This window comes from Arthrobacter sp. 24S4-2, from assembly GCF_005280255.1.
Taxonomy (GTDB): domain Bacteria; phylum Actinomycetota; class Actinomycetes; order Actinomycetales; family Micrococcaceae; genus Arthrobacter.
The window spans coordinates 4,459,546-4,479,384 of record NZ_CP040018.1; the positions used below are offsets into that span (position 1 = coordinate 4,459,546).

Annotated in this window: 18 protein-coding genes and 1 pseudogene; 6 read left to right on the plus strand and 13 right to left on the minus strand. The window is 66.7% G+C overall.

From position 1 onward, the window contains the following. Positions 1 to 113: 113 nt before the first annotated feature. Positions 114 to 530, plus strand: a complete 417-nt coding sequence (locus tag FCN77_RS20720; RefSeq protein WP_137323779.1) for a PaaI family thioesterase — start codon at positions 114 to 116, stop codon at positions 528 to 530. A gap of 448 nt (positions 531 to 978) precedes the next feature. Beyond that, a complete protein-coding gene (locus FCN77_RS20725; protein ID WP_137323780.1) occupies positions 979 to 2,223 on the plus strand; it encodes a globin domain-containing protein in 1,245 nt (414 codons plus the stop codon). A 54-nt stretch (positions 2,224 to 2,277) separates the two neighbouring features. Here FCN77_RS20725 and FCN77_RS20730 read toward each other — a convergent pair whose 3' ends face one another. Together FCN77_RS20730 and FCN77_RS20735 are read right to left on the minus strand one after the other, a co-directional pair. Beyond that, positions 2,278 to 4,908 carry a trypsin-like serine protease gene (locus FCN77_RS20730; protein ID WP_137323781.1) on the minus strand — a complete coding sequence of 877 codons (2,631 nt, stop codon included), beginning with the start codon at positions 4,906 to 4,908 and terminating at the stop codon, positions 2,278 to 2,280. Between the two features lie 19 nt (positions 4,909 to 4,927). Further along, the gene (locus FCN77_RS20735; RefSeq protein WP_137323782.1) at positions 4,928 to 5,641 is read right to left on the minus strand and encodes a tyrosine-protein phosphatase; all 714 of its coding nucleotides are present in this window, start codon (positions 5,639 to 5,641) and stop codon (positions 4,928 to 4,930) included. Positions 5,642 to 5,836: 195 nt separating this feature from the next. Here FCN77_RS20735 and FCN77_RS20740 point away from each other — a divergent pair, with 195 nt between their 5' ends. Beyond that, positions 5,837 to 6,460, plus strand: coding sequence for a GDSL-type esterase/lipase family protein (locus FCN77_RS20740; protein ID WP_254678664.1), 624 nt, complete (start codon positions 5,837 to 5,839; stop codon positions 6,458 to 6,460). Next, positions 6,442 to 6,720: a hypothetical protein gene (locus tag FCN77_RS27110; protein WP_254678665.1), complete on the plus strand. Its 279-nt coding sequence runs from the start codon at positions 6,442 to 6,444 to the stop codon at positions 6,718 to 6,720. Before FCN77_RS20740 ends, FCN77_RS27110 begins: the two co-directional genes overlap by 19 nt. Before the next feature lie 21 nt (positions 6,721 to 6,741). Here the strand turns inward: FCN77_RS27110 and FCN77_RS20745 are convergent. The 6 genes and pseudogenes from FCN77_RS20745 to FCN77_RS20770 all read right to left on the minus strand — a co-directional run bounded on the left by FCN77_RS20745 (position 6,742) and on the right by FCN77_RS20770 (position 11,677). After that, positions 6,742 to 7,349: pseudogene (locus FCN77_RS20745) on the minus strand (GNAT family N-acetyltransferase). 83 nt (positions 7,350 to 7,432) lie between these two features. Beyond that, positions 7,433 to 8,305 carry a 3-hydroxyacyl-CoA dehydrogenase family protein gene (locus FCN77_RS20750; protein ID WP_137323783.1) on the minus strand — a complete coding sequence of 291 codons (873 nt, stop codon included), beginning with the start codon at positions 8,303 to 8,305 and terminating at the stop codon, positions 7,433 to 7,435. A 2-nt stretch (positions 8,306 to 8,307) separates the two neighbouring features. Then, positions 8,308 to 9,126 carry an enoyl-CoA hydratase/isomerase family protein gene (locus FCN77_RS20755; RefSeq protein WP_137323784.1) on the minus strand — a complete coding sequence of 273 codons (819 nt, stop codon included), beginning with the start codon at positions 9,124 to 9,126 and terminating at the stop codon, positions 8,308 to 8,310. Further along, positions 9,126 to 10,355, minus strand: a complete 1,230-nt coding sequence (locus tag FCN77_RS20760; RefSeq protein WP_137323785.1) for an acetyl-CoA C-acyltransferase — start codon at positions 10,353 to 10,355, stop codon at positions 9,126 to 9,128. Before FCN77_RS20760 ends, FCN77_RS20755 begins: the two co-directional genes overlap by 1 nt. A 126-nt stretch (positions 10,356 to 10,481) precedes the next feature. After that, a complete protein-coding gene (locus FCN77_RS20765; RefSeq protein ID WP_137323786.1) occupies positions 10,482 to 11,174 on the minus strand; it encodes a pentapeptide repeat-containing protein in 693 nt (230 codons plus the stop codon). A 29-nt stretch (positions 11,175 to 11,203) separates the two neighbouring features. Further along, positions 11,204 to 11,677 (minus strand): SRPBCC family protein, encoded by a 474-nt coding sequence (locus FCN77_RS20770; RefSeq protein ID WP_137323787.1) that lies wholly within the window; start codon positions 11,675 to 11,677, stop codon positions 11,204 to 11,206. A gap of 164 nt (positions 11,678 to 11,841) precedes the next feature. On the opposite strand from FCN77_RS20770, the gene FCN77_RS20775 reads away from it, so the two are divergent. Then, positions 11,842 to 12,018, plus strand: coding sequence for a CsbD family protein (locus FCN77_RS20775; protein ID WP_137324892.1), 177 nt, complete (start codon positions 11,842 to 11,844; stop codon positions 12,016 to 12,018). 125 nt (positions 12,019 to 12,143) lie between these two features. Beyond that, a complete protein-coding gene (locus FCN77_RS20780; protein WP_137323788.1) occupies positions 12,144 to 12,860 on the plus strand; it encodes a dienelactone hydrolase family protein in 717 nt (238 codons plus the stop codon). A 142-nt stretch (positions 12,861 to 13,002) separates the two neighbouring features. Here the strand turns inward: FCN77_RS20780 and FCN77_RS20785 are convergent, their stop codons facing one another. The 5 genes from FCN77_RS20785 to FCN77_RS20805 form a co-directional block, all read right to left on the minus strand. Next, positions 13,003 to 14,463, minus strand: coding sequence for an amino acid permease (locus FCN77_RS20785; protein WP_137323789.1), 1,461 nt, complete (start codon positions 14,461 to 14,463; stop codon positions 13,003 to 13,005). Between the two features lie 205 nt (positions 14,464 to 14,668). Continuing rightward, a complete protein-coding gene (locus FCN77_RS20790; RefSeq protein ID WP_137323790.1) occupies positions 14,669 to 14,986 on the minus strand; it encodes a Rieske (2Fe-2S) protein in 318 nt (105 codons plus the stop codon). Then, complete coding sequence (gene nirB, locus FCN77_RS20795) at positions 14,983 to 17,433, minus strand: nitrite reductase large subunit NirB (protein ID WP_254679047.1); 2,451 nt, start codon at positions 17,431 to 17,433, stop codon at positions 14,983 to 14,985. Before nirB ends, FCN77_RS20790 begins: the two co-directional genes overlap by 4 nt. A 134-nt stretch (positions 17,434 to 17,567) precedes the next feature. Next, positions 17,568 to 17,915 carry a molybdopterin oxidoreductase gene (locus tag FCN77_RS20800; protein WP_137323791.1) on the minus strand — a complete coding sequence of 116 codons (348 nt, stop codon included), beginning with the start codon at positions 17,913 to 17,915 and terminating at the stop codon, positions 17,568 to 17,570. Positions 17,916 to 18,122: 207 nt separating this feature from the next. After that, positions 18,123 to 19,811, minus strand: coding sequence for an ABC-F family ATP-binding cassette domain-containing protein (locus FCN77_RS20805; protein ID WP_137323792.1), 1,689 nt, complete (start codon positions 19,809 to 19,811; stop codon positions 18,123 to 18,125). Positions 19,812 to 19,839 lie beyond the last annotated feature (28 nt).

The window sequence follows — 19,839 nt, forward strand, 5'->3', positions numbered from 1 at the left end:
GGGCAAGATCATCACGGCCAGAGCATTACTGACCGTCCGTTCGGTAATATGTCTACAGTACATGAATGTGCCTTGCTGCACACTAGAGGAACCCCAACGAAAGCGAAGTGGCCATGCAGCCTGAAACCGGCAGCCCGGAACTGTGGAAGATCACCCTCGGCGAACTCGACGAGAAGATGGGCGTGAAAATCGTCGAGGAATCCGTAGAGCGCGTGGTCGCCACGATGCCGGTGGAGGGCAACCGGCAGTCGTTCGGGCTGCTCCACGGCGGTGCATCCCTGGCCGTGGGCGAGGCCGTGGGGTCCTGGGCAGCCGTGATCCACGCCAGCACGCTGGGCAAGACCGCCGTGGGCGTGGACGTCTCCGCCACCCACCATAAATCCGCGCGCGAAGGCCACATCACCATCACGGCCACGCCCATCCACCTGGGCGGAACGCTGACCACGCACGAGGTCCTGCTCACCAACGACGCCGGCCAGCGGCTGTGCACCCTGCGGATCACCAACCTGCTCCTGGACAGGAAAGGCTGACGCAGCCCACCGGGCGACCTCGCGCAAAAGCCTCGCCAAAATTTCGTTCCTTTGCACCCAAGGACGGCACACCTGGCCGGCAGTAAGGGCGTAAGCACAAACACCGCCCCACCACCCCGGGCATCCCCCTGAGGAGTTTGAAATGCGCAAAACAACTTACGCCGCCGGAGCACTGACACTCGGTTGAGCCGGCACGCCTCCGTGCAGGGGTTTCCGCGGTGGCGTCCGCCACCGCTGTCCGCGGGGAAAGGCACGACGGCGGTGACGCGCCCGACGGCGGGACTGACCGTCCGACGTCGGCGGCCCGGCTGCCGGCCGCCTACACTCTTTTGGCCGTGCGATGAAGTGCCACTAGGCCCAGAACCGGACGGGCCCAGCCTGCTAGGTTTGCTGTGCTGAGCAACCAAACACCACCTGCGCTAACCGGTAAAACCGGAAGGGACCAACCATGCTCTCAGACACCTCTGCTCCTGTCATCAAGGCAACGCTGCCTGTAGTAGGCGAACACATCGAGGAGATTGCCAAGCGGTTCTACGAGCACATGTTCGAGGCGCGCCCGGATCTCCTGGACGGTCTCTTCAACCGGGGTAACCAGGCGGACGGGCGGCAGCAGCAGGCACTGGCGGGGTCCATCGCCTCGTTCGCCGGGCTCCTCGTCGACAAGCCCGACCAGCTGCCGGACCACCTGCTCTCCCGGATAGCCCACAAGCACGTCTCACTGGGCCTGAGCGCGGACCAGTACCAGGTGGTCCATGACCATCTGATGTGGTCGATAGTGGACGTCCTGGGAGATGCCGTGACGCCCGAAGTTGCAGCTGCCTGGGACGAGGTCTACTGGCTCATGGCCAACATGCTCATCAACAAGGAGCGGGGACTCTACAACGCCGTGCACCTCTCACCCGAGACGATCTGGCGGACCTGGCGAGTTGCCCGGCGGATCCAGGAAACCGACGACGTGGTCACGTTCATCGTGGAACGAACCGACGAGCGCGACGTCAAACCGTCCCTGCCCGGCCAGTACGTCACCATCAAGATGCCCATGCATGACGGCGTGCACCAGCCCAGGCAATACAGCCTCACCAGGGCCGACGACGGGCATCACCGGCAGTTCGCGGTGAAGCGCGTTCATGGCCTCCCGACACCCGACGGCGAGATGTCCAACCTGCTCCACAACGAGGTCCAGGAGGGCGACGAAGTGGTGCTTTCGGCACCTTTCGGTGATGTGGTCCTGGAATACACGGACAGGCCTGTGGTCCTGGCCAGCGCGGGCATCGGGATCACGCCCATGGCCGGAATGCTTTCCCACCTGGTGAAGTCCGGTTCCCGGCGCCAAGTCATGCTCCTCCACGCGGATGACACGGCTGAATCCTTCCCGCTGCGGGCCCAGGTCACCGAGGATCTCGCGCAATTGCCAGACTCGTCGTTGTGCACGTGGTTCCTTGAGCCGGCGGTCCCAGGGACGGGCGGGACGGGCGGGACGGGCGGGACGGGCGGGGCCGGAGGTGCGCCCGAGTTCGAAGGTTTCATGGACGTCAACGCGGTCGATCTGCCTGACGACGCCGAATACTATCTGTGCGGCCCCCTGCCCTTCCTCAAGTCAGTCCGGAGCGCGCTCGTTGCAAAGGGCGTACCGGCCAAGGACATCCAGTACGAAGTGTTCGGCCCGGACCTCTGGCTGGCCGATTTCCAGTAGCGGCGCCGCACCAAGGGGCTCAGCGGCGCGAGCGGCGCCGCGCTAAGCGCCGGCTCAGCGGCGCAAGCGCCGCCTGGCCAGGAGCAGCGCGACCCCGCCGAGCAGCAGCACTGCAGCCCCGACTCCGGCGGCCGCAAGCAGGCCGTCGGCTCCGGTGGCGGGCAACTGTCCGGATCCCGACGGCGTGACGCCGGCAGGCACGATCACCGGGGCCGGGTCAACGATGAACGCGACGTTGGCCGCCGCCGATGTGACGCCGTCGACCGTCTGGCTCACAGCCACGGTGTGGGTGCCTGCTGCCAGTCCGTCCGGCAATGCTGCGCTCCAGGTACCGTTCGAGGCGGTCTGTCCGGCCGCGGCGCCGTCGATCACCACGCTCACCACGGCACCGTTCAGCGCCGAACCGGTGATCCGCTGCGGAACGGCATCGTGGGCAAAATGCTGAACGTTCTGGATGTTGGTAATGGCGGGTGCCGGCGGCACCAGGGTGAAGGTCCGGCTCGTAACGGGGCCGTCCGCAACGCCCCGGGCGGTCTGAGCTGCCTTGACGGTGAAGGAGCCGAACCTGGCGTTGCCGCTGAAGGGGACAGCCCATTTGCCGTCGAGGCCAACCACGGCCTGGCCCGAGGCGTCACCGGAGAGTTTCACCGTGGCACCGGGCGTGCCTGTTCCTTCGATGCTTTCGACGGCGGTGCGGGACTCGCTGTCCCCCGGGCTGGTGATCTCCGGTGCAGGCAGGTCTGACGGCAGCACGGTGACCTCGAACGAGGCTGCGCCGGAGTGGCTGAAGCCGTTGATGGTTTCGGCCGTAAAACCCAACCTGCCGGCCGGAGAAGGCGCTGGGAACTGCCATTGCCCCGAGTTATCCACCGGTATTTCCAGGGGCGCCTGCCCCGGCACCGTGACGCGCACTTTCGAGCCTGCCGCGACGGCGGAGGCCGGGGCTGCCGGAACGTGGCCCGTGATGGTCTGGCCAACCGCAACCCCGGCGCCACCGGCCGGTTCCGTCAGCACGGGTTTGTTGAGGAACAGCTGAAGCTGAACGCCGGGCAGCCGGGTCATGGCGTCCTCCAGCGTGGTGGCAACGGCGAAGTTCGCCACCGAGCCCGGTGCGTCTCCCGCGGAATGCGTGCCAACGGCGAAGTTACCGCTGATCCACGGACCGCCCGAGTCGCCGCCGCTGGACTGGACGGAGTTGGACAGGAAACCGTGGAATGCCCGGAGGTCGGCGGGGTCGGTGGTGATTCCACCCACCACGTAGATCCCCACCTCATCCACGGTGCCGCAGGACCAGTGCTCGGTGCGGCCCGACCGGCAGACGGGTTGCCCCGGAGACGGCGACGCTGTTCCGATGATCTTCACGGACGTGGACGCGGGATCGGCGGGGGCATCCCACCGCGTGGCGGCCGGCTGAACATCCAGGCCGGACCGGATGCCCTCGATCACGGCGATATCTGTGCCGATGTTTCCGGGGTTGGACTCGTCTCCGGTGATCCAGGAGTTGCCGGGCCCTCCGAACTGGCTGAAGCCCATTGTCCCGAGCAGTTTGTTGGCAGGCGATTCCGGGAGCTCCACGTCCGCCGTTGAAAGGGTGCCGTCTTCAGTGCAGTGGCCGGCGGTGAGCACCAGGGGGTCGCCGGCCGGGCTGTACGCGCCGTACCCGGCGGAGCACCTGATGCCGCCGTTTAGGACATAGCCCTGGCCGCCGAAGAAGTCCTCTTCCGGGGCCAGCGGTTCGCCCTGCTCCAGCCGGACATTTGAATAGCGTGCAACGAATTCCGCCGGCGAGGCCGCGGGTGTAGCTGCAGGAGCCGTGGATTCCGTAGCGCCGCCGGCCGGAGTTGCCGGTTCCGCCAACGCCGCCGGGGCCGCGGGGGAAACCTGGGCGCGGCCGGCCGGAGTTGCCGGTTCCGCCAACGCCGCCGGGGCCGCGGGGGAAACCTGGGCGCGGCCGGCCTCCGCCTGGTTGGTTCCGCCGGTGCGGATCACAAAGCTGCCGTTCGTGTAGGCCACGGCCTGAAGGCCTGCGGCACCAACCTCACGGACGTAGTCCTTGAACAGCTGTTCCGTGCTTGCCGCGACGCGTTCCGGGGCTGCCGGCGCGGTCGGCGCGGACGTCGGGGCGGCGGCGGCGGCAGCGGGGACTGTCGGTGCAGGGGCGGTAGCTTTAGCGGCGGGTGCAACAAGGACGAATTCACCGGGCGCACCCGCAGCATCTCCGGCTACAGCCTGCCCCGCACCACTTTGCCCCGCAGCATTGAGTTCCGCGACCCGGGCCTCAAGCCGAGGTCCGCTCCCCTCCACCACGATCCTTCCGTCCTTCAAGCTGATTCCCACATAGCCGGGCAGCGCTCGCAAGGAGGCAACGGCGTCGGCCGCGCGTTTGCCCTGCCCACCCGCGGCGTTGAACTGTTCCAGCGTCATATCCAGGTCGCGGAGGACTGCCTCCGTCAGCCCGGCGTCGCTGATGCCAGGCGCTGAAACACCGGCGGCCGGCGGCGACGCCGCCGAAGAGCCCGCCGCCGAAGCAGCAGCGGGAGCCGAAGCAGCAGCCGGCGCAGGAACCGGCGCTCCGGACTCCGCCGAAGCCGGAACGGCCAGGAAGGTGGAGCCGAGGGCCAGGGCGGCGGCGGCAGCCAGCCCCAGGGCGCGGTTGAACCGTTTCCGTGCGGAATGGAGCGTCAAAGTGTCCCCCAAATGTCGTTCATGTCGTCACCCTGGTTGCCAGCCTGGACCGGATGGCAGCCAACTCGGCAGCGGTGATCCCGTGCCGCAAGAGGTAGTTTTCGGTATCCAGCCGCCGGACGAATTCCAGTGCCCCGCCGCCGCGCTTCTCCAGCAGGGGAACCAACGCGGCTTCGTCAAGATAGCGCTCATGTTTGTGGGGCGGACTGGCCGTGCGGTGGCGTTCGTTGATGGCCCGCATGGCCGCCTGGTAAGCGGAAACGATCCGATGGTCACCTGCGCCGGAGAGGTCCTGCAGCATGGCAGCGACCATTCCACTGCGGTCCCGCCCGGCCGAGCAGTGAATCACCACGCCGGCAGGGGCGGCGGCCACAGCCCTGAAAACGGCCACGAGCTTGTCCGGAAACAGACGCGTATTGGCCGCGTAGCAGGCCGGATCGTTCAGGTACGGGGAACACAGCTCCTTGAACTCCGGGTGATCGGGGTCCTCGGTGGGAGCGTGCACGACGTGGAACGCCGCCAGCACGTCCGGACCCACTTCCGGGTCGGTATCCCGGTGGCCGTGCTCCGCGGCGTTGCGCAGGTCGATCACGGTGCGGACGCCGTCGTCGTACGCCTGGGACCAGCCCGCCTCGGTGACCCATTCCCGGCGCCCCATCCTGAAGACGCTGCCCGAAATGCGCCACGCATTCACGGCTCCGTCCCAGTGCACGGGCTGTCCAGGCTGTTCCATCCAGACAGCTAACCACAGAGCCCCGACATCCGGCACCGCTTCCTGGCGAAAAATGGAGTGGCGGCCGGCCGGTCTTTGGGTGGTCGGAACCGTATGCCTCCAGCCCGCCCGGGAGTACTCTTAGGCGTAATTGCGGCTCTGCCGCCTGCCCCGGCCGCACAGCCCGGTGCACAATTCAGATCAAAGGGGAGACTGATGGGTGACCGGATATTACGACGGCGGCGCGCGGCGTTCGGGGCCGGCCTGGCTACGCTGGCACTGGCTTTGGGGACCGCGGCGGGTCCGGCGGGAGCGGCACCGGCTCCGCAGGTCAGCTACGTCGCCATCGGTGACTCCTACACCGCGGGAACAGGTGCGGGGGCAGCCATCAAACCGGACAACACCACCTGCTGGCAAAGCAGCCCGGGGTACGTTGCCGACGTCGACAACACAGGCCGGGTGTCCCTGGTGGTCAACGCCGCCTGCCACGGGGCACTCCTTACCGGTGGCACTGAAACGAGCGTTGAAACCCAGATCAGCACGCTGGCCTTTACCAGGGCCCTGAATGCGTCCACCAGCATGGTCACCGTCACTGCCGGAGCCAATGACGCCGGCGTGACCCAGGTGCTGCTGGCCTGCGCCACCTATGGCGTGGAACAGTGCGCCGCCGCGGTGGCAGCCTCCGAAGGCGCCCTGGCGCCGGTTGGTGCCGGGCTGGAGACTGCCTACAACACGATCCATGCGTTTGCCCCTCCGCGAAGATCGCGGTTATGGGCTATCCGAGGCTGTTCGAGCCCGCCGCGGGGGATCCCTACTTCTCCTTGGACGAGCAGCGACTAATCAACCAGGCCACGGACAGGCTCAACGCCGCCATCGCCACGGCAGTCGACCATGCCAACGCCTCCGGCGCGAACGCACAGTTCGTCGACGTCACAGCGAAGTTTGCCGGGCACGCCGTGAATTCAGCCGATCCCTGGATCGTCTTTGACCTTGAGAATCTTCGGGCGGATTCCAACTTCCACCCGAATGCGGCGGGTCACCTGGCCTACGCCGGAGCGGTAATGGGCGAGGTCAAACCGGCCCAGCTGGCGAAGAAATAGCTGACGCCCCAGCGCTGTTTCCTAGCGCTGCTTCGCGAGCCTGAACTCCAGGCCGGCACGGACCATGGGCCATTCGTGCTCCAGGATCGAGAACACCACGGTATCCCGGAGCGCCCCGTCCGCGGTCCGCGTGTGGTTCCTGAGCACCCCGTCCTGTTTGGCTCCCAGCCGCGCGATGGCTTCCCGGGACTGGTGGTTCATCCAGTGCGTCCGGAACTCAACGGCCGGGCAGCCCAGCGTTTCGAAGGCATGCCGCAACAGCAGCAGCTTCGAATCCGGGTTGCTGCCGCTGCCGTGGGAGGACGCCGCATTCCAGGTGGACCCGATCTCCACGCGCGGAGTGGCGGCGTCGATGTTCATGTAGGTGGTCATCCCGATCACGCGCCCGGGTCCCCGGTGGCAGGGTCAATGAGGCGCGTGGTGAACGGCAGCATGGAGCCCTGTTCCTGGAGCCCGAGGCGGCGGTCGATCTCGGCTGCCATGCCCTCCGGTGCGGGCACACTGGTGTACCAGAGCTTCCAGAGCTCGCCGTCGCGGGCTGCTTCAACCAGGCCGTGGTGGTGCGCGTGGCCCAGCGGCTCAAGGACGACGTGCCGGCCGGTCAGAGTGATGGGTTTGATGGAAGTCACCGCACCATCCTAGGACGGCCGCGTTGGAGTACACCCACGGGTAGACCTAGGCGGACGCCCCCAACAGGTGTCCGCCTAGGAGATTAGCTGGCCCAGTCGAAGAAGCCCTTCCCGGACTTCCGGCCCAGTTCCCCGCGGGCCACCTTGTCGCGCAGGATCTGCGGCGGGGCGAAGCGCTCCCCCAGCGTGGACTGGAGGTACTCCGCGATGCCCAGCCGGACGTCCAGGCCCACGATGTCCGTGGTCCGCAGCGGACCGGTGGGGTGCTTGTAGCCCAGCACCATGGCGTTGTCGATGTCCTCGGCGGACGCGACGCCCTCCTCCACCATTCGCATGGCTTCCAGCGCAATTGCCACGCCCAGCCGTGACGAGGCAAAGCCGGGGGCGTCGTTGACGACGACGGCGGTCTTGCCGAGTGCCTCGACCCACCTTTTCGCCGCGGCAGCCAGCTCCTGTGAAGTCTGCTCGCCGAGCACCACCTCGATCAACGTGGACGCCGGTACCGGGTTGAAGAAGTGCAGGCCCAGGAAGTTCTGCGGGCGCTTCAGTTCGCGGGCCAGGCCGTTGACGGACAGCGAGGACGTGTTCGAGGCGAGGTAGGCGTCGTCGGAAAGCCGCTCCTCGATCCCCCGAAGTGAGGTGACCTTCAGGTCCCAGTCCTCCGGAACGGCCTCGACCACCAGCTGGCGGTCCTTGAAGTCGTCGTAGTCCACAGTCACCGAAAGCCGGGAGACCATCTCGTCCAAGTTGCCGTCCGTGGCGCCCCGCTCGATGCTCTTGGCGGCCGCGGACTCCACGCGCTCCCGGGCGGCTTCGGCGGCGGCTTCGTCCCGCTCTACTACCAGCACGTTGGCGCCGTTGATCAGGAAGGCGTGGGCGATACCGGCCCCCATGCGGCCGCCGCCGAGGACGCCGACAGTGGCGGGAAGGTTCTCCGGAAGTACGGAATTGCTCATGGTTACTTCGTCCCGTCTGGGTCTGAATTCTTGTCTGCTGTTTTGGCCGTTTTTTTATCTAAGAAAGCTTGCATGCGGTCAAACTTCGCCTGGGATTCAAAGAGGATCCCCTGCGCCAGCTGGTCGATCAGCGGGTGCGCCTCGGCCGGTGCGTGGAACACCGACTTGGTGATCCGCACGGCCAGCGGGTCCTGCCGGGCAATACGGTCCGCGAGGCTGTGGGCGCCCTCCATCAGGAGCGGTGCCTCGTGGATCTCCGTGATGAGGTTGACTGCGAGGGCCTGTTCGGCGCGAAGCACCAGCCCCGCCAGCAAAATCTGTTTGGCCACCGGCTCCCCCACCAGCTCCTTCAAACGCCAGCTGGCGCCCGCCGCAGCGAGGATGCCCAGGCCGGTCTCGGGGTTGCCGATCCGGACGCTGGGCGTGCCGATCCTGAAGTCCGCCGCGTAGGCGAGCTCGGCGCCGCCGCCCAGGCAATAACCGTCCAACGCCGCGATGACGGGCATGGGCAGCTTGGCGATCCGGACGAAGATCGTGGAGTTGATGCCCTGCAGGGCGTCGTCCCGGCGGCGCTCGCGCAGCTGGGCGATGTCCGCCCCCGAGGCGAACACACCGTCCACCCCCGCGATGATGAGCACCTTGGGATTCTGCTCCAGCGCGGCGCAGACGACGTGGAGTTCGTCCACCATCTGCTGGTCGATGGCGTTGCGCACCTCGGGACGGTTGAGCAGCACCACCACGCGGTCCTCGCGCTCCTCGACCAGGAGGGTGCGGAAGTCGTGGGTGCCCAAGTGTCCGTTCGCGCTACTCGTGGCCGCCATTACACGCGCTCCAGCAGCATGGCAGTGCCCTGGCCGACGCCGATGCACATGGTGGCGAGGCCCATCTTGGCGTCCTCGCGTTCCATCCGGCCCAGCAGCGTGATGGCGATCCGTGAGCCGCTGGAACCCAGCGGGTGCCCCAGGCTGATGGCGCCGCCGTCGCGGTTCACAATCTCCGGGTCCAGCCCGAGCCGGCGCATGCTGGCAAGCGACTGGGTGGCAAACGCTTCGTTGAGTTCGACGGCGCCAAGGTCACCCACGCCGTAGCCGCTTCGGGCCAGCACTTTCTGGGTGGCGGGGACGGGGCCGATGCCCATGATCTCGGGTTCGCAGCCGGCTGAGGCGCCGTCGATGATGCGGGCCCGCGGGGTGAGGCCCAGCTTCTGGATGGCCGCTTCGGACGCCACGATGATGGCGGAGGCTCCGTCGTTCAGGGTGGAGGAGTTGCCGGCGGTGACGATCGAGCCGCCCTTGACCACGGGTCGGAGCCCCGCGAGGACGTCCATGGTGGTGCCCGCCCGGGGGCCCTCGTCGGTGTCCACCACGGTTTCGCCCTTGCGGGTCCTGACTGTCACCGGCACGATTTCCCCGGCGAAGCGGCCTGCCGCGATGGCTGCGAGGGACCGTTCGTGGGAGCGGACGGCGAAAGCGTCGGCGTCTTCGCGGGAAATGCCGTCAACGCGGCCCACTTCCTCGGCCGTTTCCGGCATGGAGTAGGTCATCTTGCCGTCCCGGGACAGCTCGCCCTTCTGGAACAGCGGGTTGGCGAACCGCCAGCCGATGGAGGTGTCAAAGATGGCGCCGGGCTTGGCGAAGGCTGTCTGCGGCTTCTCCTGCACCCAGGGCGCCCGGCTCATCGATTCCACGCCGCCGGCAATCACGATATCCGCGGCTCCGGACTTGATCATGTGGCTGGCCATGATGATGGCACTCAGCCCGGATGCGCACAGCCGGTTCACCGTGATTCCGGGGATGTGCAGGGGAAGCCCGGCCAGCAGGGTGGCCATGCGGGCCACGTTGCGGTTCTCCTCGCCGGCGCCGTTGGCGTTGCCCAGGATGACTTCGTCGATGGAGTCGGGGTCCAGGCCTGCGCGGGAGACGGCCTCGCGGACCACCAGGGCGGCAAGGTCGTCGGGGCGGACCGAAGAGAGTGCGCCACCATACCGGCCCACGGGGGTCCGGGCACCACCCACCAAAAACGCCTGTGGTCCTGCAACTGCTGAGGCCATGGAAACACCCTTCACGCGATAAACGGCACTGTCATCTGCGGCGGTAAAGCTTGCGACTAATTTACCGACCGTTCGTTCTATAAAGATTACACGGCGGCCGCAAGGGGTCAACCGGGTTCCCAGTACTTAGAGAACAGTGACGCCGAGATGGGCGGCCAGGAGCGGGGCGAGCAGGGTCAGCTGGTAGTCGTCGATTACAACCCCCGCCAGGCTTTCGAGCCCGCTGATGGAGCGGAAGTCGGTGCCGCGGAGGTCGAAATCCTTGAACTTGGCGCCGGCCAGGTCCAGGGTGCCGATGGTGCAGTTCTTGAGTGCCACCCGCGTCCCCGTCACCGAACCGAGATCCAGTTCGTTGATGATGCAGTCGCTGATCTGCACGTCCGTCAGCCTCGAGCCACGGAGGTTCACGTAGTCCAGTTTGCCGCCGTCAATCCGGACGGACGTCCAGCCGCTCTCATACAGCTCCGCCGAACCCCACCGGGGGTTGCTGATCTCCACTTCTCGAAGCGTTGCCCGGGCCGCCGTAAACACCGGGGCATACACCTCGGCCAGGATGCAGTCCCGGAACGTGGCGCCGCGCAGCTGGGTTTCGTTGAAGGAAACACCCGCGAACTCGCACTCGGCGAAGTCGGTGCCACTCAGTTCCAGGCCGTCGGCATCGGCGCGGCTGAACCTGACGCCGTCATACCGTTCGCCGCGCTGGAAATCTGGCGAGGGCTCATCGCGCAGTTCGTCGAGCCGGACCGGGGAGAGCCGGGGCGCCGTGACTTTCGCACCCTTTCCGGACGCACCCTTTCCGCTGGTAGCCCTGCCGTTCATACTCCCGCCTGCGGCGGACCGGCCGGCCATCAGAGGGACTCGGCCTTCGCCGCGATGTCGGCGAGGTCCTTCACCAGTGCCTTGCGCGTGATGCTCATGCCGATCTTGCCGAAGAGGGCCATCATGATTTTGCTCATGAGGGTGGGCTTGAGCACCTGGGCACCGAAGGTCAGGGTGAGGTCGGTCCCGCCGCCGTCGCCGGCAAGCATGAAACGCGTGGTGTAGTCCGCGCCGCCCTGGAGGGCTTTCACCGTGGTGCTGCCGGCCCGCGTCGGTGACGGCGGCTCAGCCTGGGACACCCACATTTCCACGGTTTCGGCCCGGCCCATCATGGTGCGGGTTTCCTTCCACCGCGTGCCTTCGCCGTAGGCGCCCTCGCTGAGCATTTGGATGGAGTCCACCCCGGACAGGGTGGCGGCCGAGCCGGGAATGTCCGAGATCACGGCCCACACCTCGTCCGGACTGGCGTTGACGTGCTGGGAAAGGGTGGTCTTGTGGTCCATACCTTCGAGCCTAGCCGGGAGGGCCGGCAACCGTCACGGACCTGCCCCGCGCCTCCTGGGAATTCCCCTGGAGCCGAAGAAAAACTTCACTTGAATTAGTAAGCATGCTTTGTGTTATGGTGAAAGCGCTTAGTTTTTACCGGCAACGAGAGGTGGAATACACCATGGGTATCGGCGACAAAATCCAGAACGAAGCAGAGCACCTCGGCGGCAAGGCCAAGGAAGCGGCCGGCAACGCCACGGACAATGACCGTCTGCGCGCAGAGGGTCAGAAGGACCAGGTTGTTGCTGACGCCAAGAAAATTGGCGAAAACGTGAAGGACGAGTTTAAAAAAGACTAGAGCATCACTTGCGGGAGCTACGCTCCTGCCAGCGGAACCGGCGGCGGGCAATTCCCTTGGGGGATGCCCGCCGCCTTTTTGTGAGATTCTCAGGTGACAGCCACGGCCGACGGAAGGTCCAAACGATGACGATCATCGACCTCAGCGGGGCCGGCATTGCCTCCCGGAACCTGCGCGGCTACCTCTCGGAGCCGACGGGCGCCGGTCCGTTTCCTGCCGTCCTGATGATCCACGAGGCATTCGGCCTCAACGACATCGCCCGGCGCCACGCGGACAGGCTGGCAGCTGCCGGCTACCTCACCCTGGCGGTGGACCTCTTCAGCGACGGCGGCCCGCGGAGCTGCCTCGTCTCCACCATGAGATCGATGCTTTCCGGTTCCGGGAAGGCGTTCACCGATCTGGCCGCCGCGCAGGCCTGGCTGGAAGAGTCGGGCCGTACCACCGGCAAAATGGGCGTGATCGGCTTTTGCATGGGCGGCGGGTTCGCCCTGCTGATCGCCCGGAACGGCTTCGATGCCGCGGCGGTCAATTATGGCCGGCTGCCGAAGAACCCGGAGGAGGCCCTGATGGGCGCGTGCCCGCTGGTGGGCAACTTCGGCAAGAAGGACCGCACCCTGCCCGGCGCGGCCGCGAAACTCGAGGCCGCCCTGGACACCCTCGGGATTGAGCACGACATCAAGGAATTCGAAGGTGCCGGCCACGCCTTTATGAACGACGCCGAGGAGGGTCCACGTCCGTTGCGGCCGCTCTTCCGCGTGATGGGCATCAGGCCGGACCCGGAGGCTGCCGCTGAGGCCTGGCAGCGGATCGAAGACCACTTCGCGAAGCATCTGAAGAACTAAACCCCGTCGATTGCTCCGTAAGCGCCGTTTTGGGGCCTCAAAAGGGCCGTCACGGAGCAACCGATGAGGGAAAGGGGAACGACGACGGCGGCGGCCACCTCGGGGAGGTGACCGCCGCCGTCGTCGTACTACTGCGAAAGTGCTAGCTGAAGAGTTCGCTCTTGGGCTGGTTGTTCTTGACCTTCTGCCAGCCGAGCCACAGCACCAGGGCGAAGAACGGGACGGTCGCGAGGGTCCACAAGCCCAGGAAGAACACCTCGCCGGTGGCCTTGTCGGTCATGGTGTCGAAGCCGATCAGCACGGTGATGGCCAGCAGGGCGATGAGTCCGGCCCAGCTGGTCCACGGCGAACCCGGCATGGGCAGCTCGGAGACGCGGCCCTTCTTGTGGCGCAGCGCAATCTGGCTGGCGAAGATGGCGCCCCACGTGAAGATCACGCCGATGGATGCGGTGTTGAGTGCGAGGTCGAAGGCGTGCGAGCCGCCCAGCCAGATGTTCAGCAGGATGCCCACGAGGTAGAACGCGGCGATCGCGAGGATGGCTGCATACGGAACGTGGCGCGAGGACATCCTGGTGAGCCACTTCGGGGCGTGGCCGTTGTTGGCCATGGTGCGGAAGACGCGGCCGATCGAGTACAGGCCGGAGTTGCACGAGGACAGTGCGGCGGTAATAACGATCATGTTCATCACGTCGCCCACCCAGCCCAGGCCCATCTGGCCGAAGACGGTGACGAACGGTGAAACGCCGGCCTTGTACTGGTCGGACGGCAGCAGCATGGCCAGGAGAAGCACGGAACCGACGTAGAACACCACAATGCGGAGTACGACGGCGCGGATCGCCTTGGGCACTTCGCGCTTGGGGTTCTGCATTTCACCCGCAGTGATGCCGACGAGTTCGATGCCGTTGTAGGCGAAGATGACGGCGTTCAGGACCAGGACCATCACCAGGGCGCCCTTGGGGAACATGCCGCCTTCCTCGTGGAACAGGTTCGCCACGGAGGCGTGGCCGTTGCCCACCTGGGCGTTGGTGACCACCATGAAGGTGCCCACGGCCAGGAAGATCAGGATGGCGCCGACCTTGAGGCAGGAAGCCCAGAATTCAAACTCCCCGAACGCCTTGACGCTCAGGAGGTTCACGGCGACCAGCAGCGCGAGCGCGGCAATGGCGGACGCTTCGACCGGCACGTTGGGGAAGAAGAACTGGAAGTACAGGCCGATGGCGATGAGCTCCGCGATCCCGGTCATGCCCCAGTTGATGAAGTACATCCAGCCGGAGACAAACGCGCCCTTCTTGCCGAACATCTCGCCCGCGTAGCTGACAAAGGAGCCCGACGTCTGGCGGTACATGATCAGTTCGCCGAGGGCGCGCATCAGCAGGTACGCGATGACGCCGGCGATGGCGTAGGAGAAGATCAGCGCGGGGCCGGTGGAGGCCAGCCGGCCTCCGGCACCCATAAAGAGGCCGACGCCGATGGCGCCGCCCATCGAAATCATGGTCACATGGCGGCCGCTCAGGGTCTTTTTGTAGCCCTCGGCGCTGAGAGTTGAGTCAACGACGGCGGATTGCGCCGGCGCGCTCTGAAGTTCTGACGTACTTTGTGGCACAACTGTTCCTTGTTGGTTGAGGTATGGCCGGCACCGGAACGCAAGGTCTTGTCCACATAATTCGGGTTTATCCCGCGTTTGGGGAATTATGTGGACGAAAACTCTCAGGGCGTCGAGGGCTCGCGCGGCTTAACCAGCTTACAAGGCCCGCGGAACCGCCAGTGACGCAGACAACAGCATGGAGGAGATATGCCGAATGAATTCCTTATCTGGCGGAAGTTCTCAGAATAATATTCTGATGGTTATCGGTTTGGACGTCATAGCTGGTCAGAGGTTCGGCGCCGGTGGTAGAGCAGCCGGTGTCCAGCCGGAAGGCGTTCTGATGCAGCGGGCACAGCACCAGGTCCTGGTCGATGGTGCCGTCTGCGATCGGTCCGCCCTTGTGCGGGCAGACGGCGGACAGCGCCCGCAGGCTGCCGTCGCGCAGCCGGAAGACCGCCACCTGTTCGCCGTCCACGCCGAAGGCCCGCCCCTCCCCGAACGGGATCTGATCCACAGGGCCAAGATTGCGGCCGGCATTCATCGGACCGGCACCTGGGGAAGGACAGCGAGCGGCAGCGAGGTGCGGAACTGCCCGGGCGTTTGCGGATCGTCGCGTTCCGTCCAGGGGTCCACGTAGCTGTCCACGGAGGCCTGCATTGCGGCGTCGAGTTCGCCGGCGATGCCTTCCGCGTCGTCCACCACCACGGCGCGGATGTGCTCGATCCCCACCCGCGGCACAAAGGCGTAGGTCCGCTCCAGCCAGTTGGCGTTCTGCCGGTAGTACTCCATGAAGCGTCCGGTGAGCACTTTGACCTCCTCGGGATGGTCCACCGTGGCCAGCAGGTCACCCTTGCGGATGTGGGCGCCGGCCGCTCCCCCGACATAGATTTCCCAGCGGCCGCCTTCCACCGCCACCACGCCGACGTCCTTGACGAGCGATTCGGCGCAGTTCCGCGGGCAGCCCGAAACGGCCAGCTTCAGTTTGGCCGGCGACTCGATCCCCTGGAACCGTGACTCGATTTCGATGCCCAGCTTGGTGGAATCGCCCGTGCCGTAGCGGCAAAAATCCTTGCCCACGCAGGTCTTCACCGTGCGGAAGCTCTTCCCGTAGGCATAGCCCGAGGGCATGTCCAGGTCCGCCCAGACCTGCGGCAGGTCCTCCTTGGGCACACCCAGCAGGTCGATGCGCTGCCCGCCGGTCAGCTTGATCAGGGGAATGTTGTGCTTTTCGGCGACGTCGGCAATCCGGCGCAGCTGCTGCACGGACGTCACGCCGCCTTTCATCTGCGGCACCACGGAGAACGTGCCGTCCCGCTGGATGTTGGCATGCACGCGGTCGTTGATGAACCGGGCATCCCGCTCGTCGATGTACTGGTCCGCCAGCATCATCTTCATCAGCGACGCGAGGCCCATCTTCGATTTCGCGTCCTCCACGCTGCCCGGCGCGAGGGCGGCGAACACCGAGGACACCGAGCGCAGGCCCTGTTTCCGGATCGCGGCCATCAGGGCCGGCTTGTCCAGTGGAATGCCTGGCACGTAATAGCTGGCCGCCGGGTCCTCCTCCACGGCGCCGTCGGAGGCCCACTCCACCACCTGCTTCACCAGCAGCTTGCAGGAACCGCAGCCCTTGCCCGCCCGGGTGGCGTCCATGGCCCCCGCCACGGTGTTGCAGCCGCCCTTCACCGCATCCACGAGGGACTTCTTGCTGACGCCGTTGCAGTTGCAGACCTGCGCGCCGTCATCGAGCTCCGCCACGCCCTGCTCCTCGGCCGGGGCGCCCAGGTCGAACATCAGCGAGATCCGTTCCTCCGGCAGGGGCAGCCCCTTGTCGAAGGCCTGGGTCAGGTAGGCCACTTTGCGGCTGTCGCCGAGGAGCGTGGCGCCCACCATCTTGTTGTCCCGGATGACGATGGACTTGAACACCCCGCGGCTGGGCTCGGAGAAGACGATGTGTTCGTCCGTCTCCCGCTCCGGGCCCTGCAGGCCCATGGATGCGACTTCGACGCCGGCCACCTTGAGTTTGGTGGCGATCCGGGAGCCGAGGTAGGCCGAGGAAGTATCCGTGCCCGTGACGTGGTCGGCCAGCACCACGGCCTGCTCCCACAGCGGTGCCACGAGCCCATACACCTCGCCGCGGTGCTGGACGCATTCGCCCACCGCGTAGATGTCGTCCTCATCCACCACCCGCAGCTGGTCGTCCACCACGATGGCGCGTTCCACGTGCAGGCCGCTCAGCACCGCCAGGTCCACGTTGGGGCGGATTCCGGCGGCCACCACCACCATGTCGCAGCCGATGTCCGGCCGGTCCCGCAGCCGCACGCCGGTCACCCTGTCCGTGCCGAGGACTGCCGTGGTGCGGCTCCCGGTGTGCACCCGGATGCCCAGGGCCTCCACGCTGCGGCGGAGGATGGCTCCGCCGTCGGGCCCCATCTGGGCGTTCATCAGGTGCCCGCCGGAATGCACCACGTCGACGCCGACGCCATGGCTTTGCAGTCCGCGCGCTGCTTCCAACCCCAACAGGCCGCCCCCGATGACAACGGCGCTGCGTTGTCCATCCGAGGGATGGTTTTCGTATTGCGCGTGCTGCACCATGTTGCGGGTGTCGTCGATGGTGCGGAAGGTGAACACCCCGGGCTTGATGGAACCGCTGGGGGTGTAGAGGCCGTCCATCGGCGGCATGAAGGACTGGCTGCCGGTGGCGATGATCAGCACGTCATACGGGACCACATGGCCGTTGTTGGCGAAGACGTACTTGGTGAACCGGTCGATCCGTTCCACCCGGACCCCGGCATGCAGCGTGATGTTGTTGTCCCGGTACCAGTGCAGGGAATTCAGGAAGATGTCCGCATCGCTTTCCTCGCCGGAGAGGACGTGGCTGAGCATGATGCGGTTGTAGTTACCGTAGGGCTCGTCACCGAACATGGTGATGCTGAACTGCCCGGCGCCGCCGCGGGCCAGGATTTCCTCCACGGCCCGGGCGCCGGCCATGCCGTTGCCGATCACCACCAGCCGGCGGCGGGTTGGGGTTTTGCCCGCCCGCGCCTGGTGCCGGGGCCGGAGCTTGCCCTTCCCGAGGGGACTGGGCGGCGTGTTGGGCGGCGTCTTGTTTGCGACAGTTGTCATCAGTGTTCCACCATGCCCAGGTCGATGACCACGAAGCCCGCAACACCCTCGGCCGCCAGGAGGAACACTTCAATGACCGAGCCGCCCTCGATGTCCTCCACGACGCGGAGCGGCACGTGCACGTCGCTCTTGGCGCCGATGGGGAAATACCGCATGGGCACGCCGTCGCGCATTAGGACCACCGTGATCAGCTCGGAACTGGAGTTGCCGCCGCGGAAGTAGAGGGTCTGGTTGATGATCCCGTCCGGAACGAAGTGCGCGAGCTCCCGGTGGATGGGGGCCGGCTTTACGAGTCCGGCTCCCTCGAAGGGGAAGACGCCCTGTAGGAAAAGGTTCTTGGTGATCACGGGACGGATCCTTTCGGCCGGCTGAGTGCACCCCCGCGGAGAGCCGCACGGGCGCTACTTGAGCGTGGGAATCACTGACTCCCCTCCATCCTGCTCCGCGGTTGTTTCGGCCCGGCGCGCGCGGCGTAACGATCCCTTAACGCAAATCTCACCGCAAACCTCACCGCCTTCCAGGCTGCCGGCCGCACCGCTCCCCCATGCCTGGACCTAGGCCAGCGCGCCCTCCAGCATCGCGTAGCGCAACCAGCCCGGGCCGGCAGTGTTCCCGGCGGTGCTGCCGGCGGTGGCCCGCGCGGCGCACCTGCTGAACCACTCCCCCAGCGCGCGGTCGTGGCTCACCATGATCAGCGTCCCGCCGAAGTCCGAAAGTGCCGCTTCCAGCTGTTCCACCAGCACGGGGGCCAGGTGGTTGGTGGGCTCGTCCACCAGCATCGTCCCGTAGCCACCGAGCAGGAGGCGTGCAAGGGCCAGCCGGCGCTGCTGCCCGGCGGAAAGGCTCCCGACGGGGACGTGGAATTCGGTGGTCCGGAAGAGCCCCAGCCGCAGCAGCGCCTCGGCGTGCTCATCGATGTTTCCGCCCAGGCCGGCGGCGAAGGCCGGCAGCAGGCGCAGCCCGGGACGTGCCGGCGGTTCCAGCTCCTGCTGCAAATAGCCGATCCGGCCGCGCCGCACCACCGTGCCTCCAGCCGGTTCCAAAGTCCCCGCAAGCACGGACAGCAGCGTGGACTTTCCTGCCCCGTTGGGCCCGGTGATCAGGATCTTCTGGCCTGCCTCCACCCGGAAATCGGTGGGAGCCAGGCGCCCGGGCACGTACACGCCGCGGGCTTCCAGCGCTGGTCCTGCGGCATCGGCGCCGGCACCGGCACCGTCCTCCGCAGTCTCCGCCTGGAGATCCGCTGCCAGCTTCAGCGGAACCGGCGGCCGGTCGATGGGGTTGGCTTCGAGCCGGCGCAGCCGCTCCTGGGCATTGCGGACCTTGCTGGTGACGGCCTGTTGCCAGGTGCCGGCCTTGAAGTCGAAGCCCATTTTGTCGCCGTCGCGCCGGCGGGCGTATCCCATCTTCCCGGCCACGGTGTCCGCCTGAAGGCGTTCGGCTGCCATGGCATCCAGCCAGCCGCGGTACTGCTGCACCCAGCGTTCACGCTCGGCGGCTTTCTCCCGCAGGTACCCGTCATAGCCGTTCCCATAGCGGTTGACGGTGCACCGCTCCGCGTCCACTTCGACGACGGAAGCGGCCACTTTGCGCAGCAGCGCCCGGTCATGGGAGACCACGACGACGGTTCCCCGGTGTGCTGCCAGCCGCGCCTCGAGCCAGGCCGTGCCGCTGGTGTCCAAATGATTCGTGGGTTCGTCCAGCAGGAGGACGTCCGCAGGATCAGCGAGCACGCAGGCCAGCGCCACCCGGTGCTGCTCCCCGCCGGAGAGCGAACCCAGTGTCCGCTGCCGGTCCAGGCCGCCCAGGCCCAGGCGGTCCAGTGCCGCTTCCACGCGGGATTCTGCTGCGTAGCCTTCCCGGAGCTGGTATTGCGTCTGCAGGTTGCCGTAGCGCTCCAGCTGCTCCTCGTCCGCGTCGGCCAGGCCGGACTCCAGTCGGTCCAGCTCGGCCTCGATGGCGCGGAGTGACGCCAGGGCGTCGTCGATGGCGTTGCCCACGGTGAACGACGCCGGAAGGCCGGTGGTCTGGGCCAGGTAGCCGACGCGGCCGTGGCTCGCGGTGGTGCCCTCGTCAGGCGATTCGAGCCCGGCAAGGATCCGCAGCAGCGTTGATTTGCCGGCCCCGTTTTCGCCGACGACGGCCACATGTTCACCGGCACCAATGGAGAGGTCGACGGCGGTGAAGAGCTGGCGGTCACCGTAGCCATGGGTGACGCCGGTCAGGGAAAGATGTTCAGTCAAGGGGAGTCCTCGCAGGTCCGCAGTGTAT